Raw genomic sequence first — 4,685 nt, forward strand, 5'->3', positions numbered from 1 at the left:
GAACATTTCCTCGCGAGATGATTTCACTAATAATCTCCCGGGCATCATGCTGGATGGTGTACGTGTTTGAGGCTTGCAGCGAATGGTTTGCTGAGGACAACTGGTAGATCGTCAGCCAAAATCCGATGACGGCCACTGCGACACCTAGGATCGCCGATCCTGCTTGAATAGCGTCACTGTTGGTCTTGAGCCATTTGCACATTTCCCGCCTCCCAACGGATACCCTACCTCAAGGAGCGTTGAGATGGATAGTCAGGTCCGAGGTAATACATCGCAATACCATTCGGACCCGGGTGCGGACCGAACAAGCAACCACATTCATGAATACACAAGCCCTGAGTGGCTTGGGCTCCCCGCAATGGCGAGCTGACCCCTCCGGTTGCTAGCGTAGATGCCGGGGGCTGTCGGCGAGGAGACGCAAGGCCCCTGGGCGATTGGTTGTGGAGACGCGCGCGGCGCGGCGGGCTTGGGCTCTGAAAATCCCAACCCCGACACACCTCTTGGGGCGATGCATCGGGGGTAGGAAAGGTGCTGCTATGGTTACTCGCTGTAAGCCGAACCGTCTCTGCGGGCCGCTGCTATGGCTTGGGCATGCCCGTGGAAGACGTGCCATTCACCTTTGGCCGCAGCCCTGCGCAGTGCCGGGTAGTCGGCCTCATCGACATGCTCGAAGTACGTCGCCAGTGTCAGCCCATGCTGCCGCAGCACGTTCCTATCGAGGTGCTGAGTAAATGCAGTTTCGACAACAGCCGCTTCCACCTCGTCAATGCCGTAGCCTTCGCCGGTAAGGATTTCTCCGGTCTCGACATAGGCGTCCACGATGAATTGCTGCTGGGCCTCGCTATGGGTGTCCCTGAAGCGATCAAGGCTCTGATCGGCCATGCGCACAAACTCGGCATGTTGCTTCTCTTCCTTCTCGTCGTCGGTCAATTCCTCAGTGTCGTTGGTCTCGTCGGTCTTCCCATCCACGGTAGGCAACGGAGCGGCATCAACCGCCCCGTCACTCTCGGCCTCCGTGGCTACCTGAAAGAATAGCCGTATGGGACCAGAGCCGCGTTCACTGCGGCGACGTAATCGCCCTGGCTGATCTCCCCGCGAGCCGCCATGTCCTTGGCTTGCTGGGGTCCTAACTGGATGCCGCCAACGGTCACCGCAAGCTGATCCACAAGGGCCTGCGGTGCGGAGCCGTTCATGGGCTTTGCTGCCGCAATCTGCGCCTTCTGGCCATCGGTCATGGCCTGCCCGGTATTGACGATCCCCATTCGCTTTGCCTGAAGCTGTTGATTGGCCCGCAAGCCGGCTTCCGTCTGCTGGGCGATACGCTCTTGGAGAGCCGCCTCCTGCCGGTCCTTCTCGGATTGCGCATGATCACGCCGCATCTGAGCCACCCGGTTTTCAAGGGTCTGTCGGTCTCGCGCTTCCTGAGCGCGGATGTCAGTTGAGCCGGTGGTGATGAGGCCGCTGGCCTTGTTGAAATCGTTCATGTCGTTCATTCCTTCAAATCTGGTCGTGGTTGATCGACCCGGCGCGTCAGTGCTCCGGGTGCGGGTTGGGCTTGATGATGCTGGGTGGATCAGCGCCGTGGCGTGAAGCCGTAGGTCATCGTCTGCGCGCCTTCAGGACGCGCGCTAGGTGTGGCTGGGGTGACTGGACGGGAACGGCCGGCGCTGACTCCGGTGGGCCCTCCCCGTGGCGCTGAGCGGGTCGGCCGCAGCGACACCTCGGCGACCCTCCGGGCAACCGCCACGGCTTCCAAATCGGGGTAGCCGTAGACCTCAAAGCACCGCTCGGCAGCCTCTTGGAAACTGCCCGTCCAGTCGATGCCGACTTCTGTCAGCCTCCGGTCAAGCTCTGAGACGCGCTCCCAGTTGTCTGCCTTCAGCCACTCGACCAAGGCAAGGGCTGCCTCACGGTTCGGGTAGGTCGAAACCCAATCCCGCTTGATTTGGTCAGGGCTCAAAGCGGGCATTCCGGTCGTTGCGCCACCTAAGCGGGCCGTGCTTCACGATCAGCGGCAGGTGGTCATGGAAGGTCTCCCCATGCTCGCTACCTGGCGTAGACGCCTCCAGCATATCAATGACGCTGGACTCCCGGTCTCGTGCCGGATGCCGAACCGGCAGCCTGTTGAGCCAGTCCAGCACGCCTTGCTCAACATGTCCGAGAAGGCTCCCTTTCGCCCCGACCATCCGCCTCAGTTCCAAGTTCAGCATTGACCGACTGGTGATGTATGCGCGGTCGATCCATTTGCCGGTCGGCTCCGCTCCCCGCCTCCGGGTTCGTTTTATTTCAGCTGCCTGAATGATCCATTCACGGTCGGTCTCGACAACGCGGATTGCCGGGGTGATCTGGCGGGTTGTCTCAGCCATTGGCTGTCCCCTTCACCAGACGGGCGGCCTCTCGCTTCATCTTCCGCACCTCGGCAACGCGAGCCTTGTTGCGGTGATACCATTCCCGGCTGATCTGCTTAGCGCGCTCTGGGTTCGCTGCTCGCCATTCTCGACCGTGTATTCGCCATGCAATGCGGTCGGCCTCAGTCGACATGATAGGGGTCGGCTCCTGTGGTGATGTTCATTGTGATCCTTTCGGGTAAGTGTTGGTGGTGACATTCGAAGGCCTCCCTTAAAGGGACGCCTCAGGTTGACGTGGAAGGGTGAAGACCTGTGGAGGGAGATCATCAGTCATCCAAGCATCAGGTGGACAGACTTCATGCGTCCTTTGGAGTTCCCTCTGGCTATGGCCTTGGAACAAGGGAAACCCAGAGAATAGACCAAAGCTGTGAGCGAAGCAGTACTGAGGGTGATCAGGTACTCAGGAGACATATTCCATGGTCTTCGGAGCGAAGCGACCAATGACATCCTGATATAAGGGTGTCTCTAGGGTTTCTCTGTTACAGAGGGTTTTCTAGAGGGTGTGTCTTATGTCCCTGAGCAACTCAGGAGAACCTTGGTGTTATCTTCGGATAAACCTATCGACGATAGGAACCCGAAGGGGCTGACCAAGGTAACACCCGAAGTGAAGGTCCCTGAGTGGAAGCCCTATAGTAGGTAGTCAACCATTCATGTCATTGTTAGCGTTGTGAAATCAGGTTTGGCCGACTTCCTAACTTCCGGGTTCGTTTCGGTTTGAACAATCTCCTGATAGCGGCAGCATGCTTCGATACCGCCTGCTTGGAGATGCCCAGCAGTCTGGCAATCTCAGCCTGTGACCATCCGTCCACGATGTAGAAAGCGACCCTCTCGCGGGTGCTTGCCCCGATGCCCTCGGCTGTCCACGGATCGAAGCCGAGAAGATCAGCGACCACGGGAGCCTTACCCGCCTTCAGGTGAGCCCAGACATCGAACGGAGCGCGCCCGCGCTTGGTCACCTCATGGTGCTGTACACGGCCCCGCCAAGCCATCCGCTCGCGTTCAGCTTCCAGAGCCTCGCATGGGCGCGACAGGTGAGACCGAACAGCACGGTCGGTGATCCCCAGCACCTTCGCTGATGCGGGCTGTGAGAAGCCCTCAGCACATAGGACGAGGGTGGCCTTATGGTTGAACTCTGGCGCACGTTCAGTGTCCTTGCGGGTGGCCTCTTGGTAGCGTTGGGTTGTCCACCGGGGGCCTTTCCTTTGAAATGCCTCAACCTCGGCAGTCCAGTGATCCGAGACCTCGGAGAAATCCGCCTCGACGGGACGGAAGACGGTCATGTTGGCTCCTTTCGTGGTGCTTCATACAAAATAATTGACGGGTGATTTCATACAAAATCGGAGGACAGATAGAGGGACACACGCGCCTCACCAAAGCTGCCCCGACAAGCGCCACATCCTGTCTCCCGGAAGAGCCGAACAGGGCAACAGGCGGTCGCAACAGGGGAGAACTGCACGGGGCAGCTTGGGTGAAGAGCGTTGGGTAGTGCTAGTGGAGGGGGTATTCGCCTTCACCGTGCTAGTGGTGGGGGTATGGGGTCTAATCGCCCCGTGGTCCTAGTGGTCACCCTATCGCCTTCATAGTGCTAGTGGTGTCCCTATGGGGCCGCTTTCACAGTGCTAGTGGGGGCCTTATCGCCCTCGTAGTGCTAGTGGTCACCCTATTTGCGCCTTCGTAGGGCTAGTGGGCTGACTGCCACCCTCCTGTGCTAGTGGGTGGGGTAATCGCCTCCCTATTCAGCACTCGCTCCATACTTTATGGAAACGTCAGGCCAACACGGCCAGCACCTTCTGGACCGCTGAAGGTGAACACCCGGCTTCCTTGGCAATCTGCCTCACAGAGCGCCCCTCGGCCTTCAGGGCCTTGATCCGATCATGGTCGAGCGTCACGGGCCTGCCAGTCTTCCACGGCTCGCCTTGGGCTTCTGCCTTGGCCTTCGCCTTGGCGATGCCTTCCATCTGCCGCTCCTTACGAAGCGCCGTCTCAAACTCTGCAATGCTGGCGAGGATGCCGAACACGAGCTTGCCAGTTCGGGTGGTCGTGTCCAGCGAGGCGTCATCTAACACCTTGAAGCCGACACCCTTCTTATCGAGGTCCCTGACGATCTGGTGGAGGTGTGCCGCCGATCTTGCCAGCCGGTCCACCTTGGTCACCACAAACACGTCACCGTCACGGGCAAACTCCAGCGCCTTCTCAAGCCCCGGCCTCGTCTCGTCCAAGCCGGACCTCTTCTCGCTGAAGACCTTCTCGGCCCCGGCAGACGTGAGCTTCTCAAGC

At 59.5% G+C, this 4,685-nt stretch carries 6 protein-coding genes; all 6 read right to left on the reverse strand.

The features are described 5' to 3' along the window. Window positions 1–202, reverse strand: a 202-nt coding sequence (locus EN884_RS39090) for a hypothetical protein (protein ID WP_206617641.1), incomplete at its 3' end; no start/stop codon positions are given. 338 nt (window positions 203–540) lie between these two features. Continuing rightward, the gene (locus EN884_RS26340; RefSeq protein WP_127224118.1) at window positions 541–930 is read right to left on the reverse strand and encodes a hypothetical protein; all 390 of its coding nucleotides are present in this window, start codon (window positions 928–930) and stop codon (window positions 541–543) included. An 89-nt stretch (window positions 931–1,019) separates the two neighbouring features. Beyond that, the gene (locus tag EN884_RS26345) at window positions 1,020–1,484 is read right to left on the reverse strand and encodes a hypothetical protein (RefSeq protein ID WP_127224117.1); all 465 of its coding nucleotides are present in this window, start codon (window positions 1,482–1,484) and stop codon (window positions 1,020–1,022) included. Between the two features lie 465 nt (window positions 1,485–1,949). Next, a complete protein-coding gene (locus EN884_RS26350) occupies window positions 1,950–2,366 on the reverse strand; it encodes a hypothetical protein (RefSeq protein ID WP_063168144.1) in 417 nt (138 codons plus the stop codon). Between the two features lie 701 nt (window positions 2,367–3,067). Then, window positions 3,068–3,688 carry a sigma factor-like helix-turn-helix DNA-binding protein gene (locus EN884_RS26355; protein WP_063168143.1) on the reverse strand — a complete coding sequence of 207 codons (621 nt, stop codon included), beginning with the start codon at window positions 3,686–3,688 and terminating at the stop codon, window positions 3,068–3,070. Between the two features lie 486 nt (window positions 3,689–4,174). Further along, window positions 4,175–4,685, reverse strand: a 511-nt coding sequence (locus EN884_RS26360) for a recombinase family protein (protein WP_164895161.1), incomplete at its 5' end; no start/stop codon positions are given.

This window comes from Mesorhizobium sp. M7A.F.Ca.AU.001.01.1.1 (assembly GCF_004022735.1).
Lineage (GTDB): Bacteria > Pseudomonadota > Alphaproteobacteria > Rhizobiales > Rhizobiaceae > Mesorhizobium > Mesorhizobium ciceri.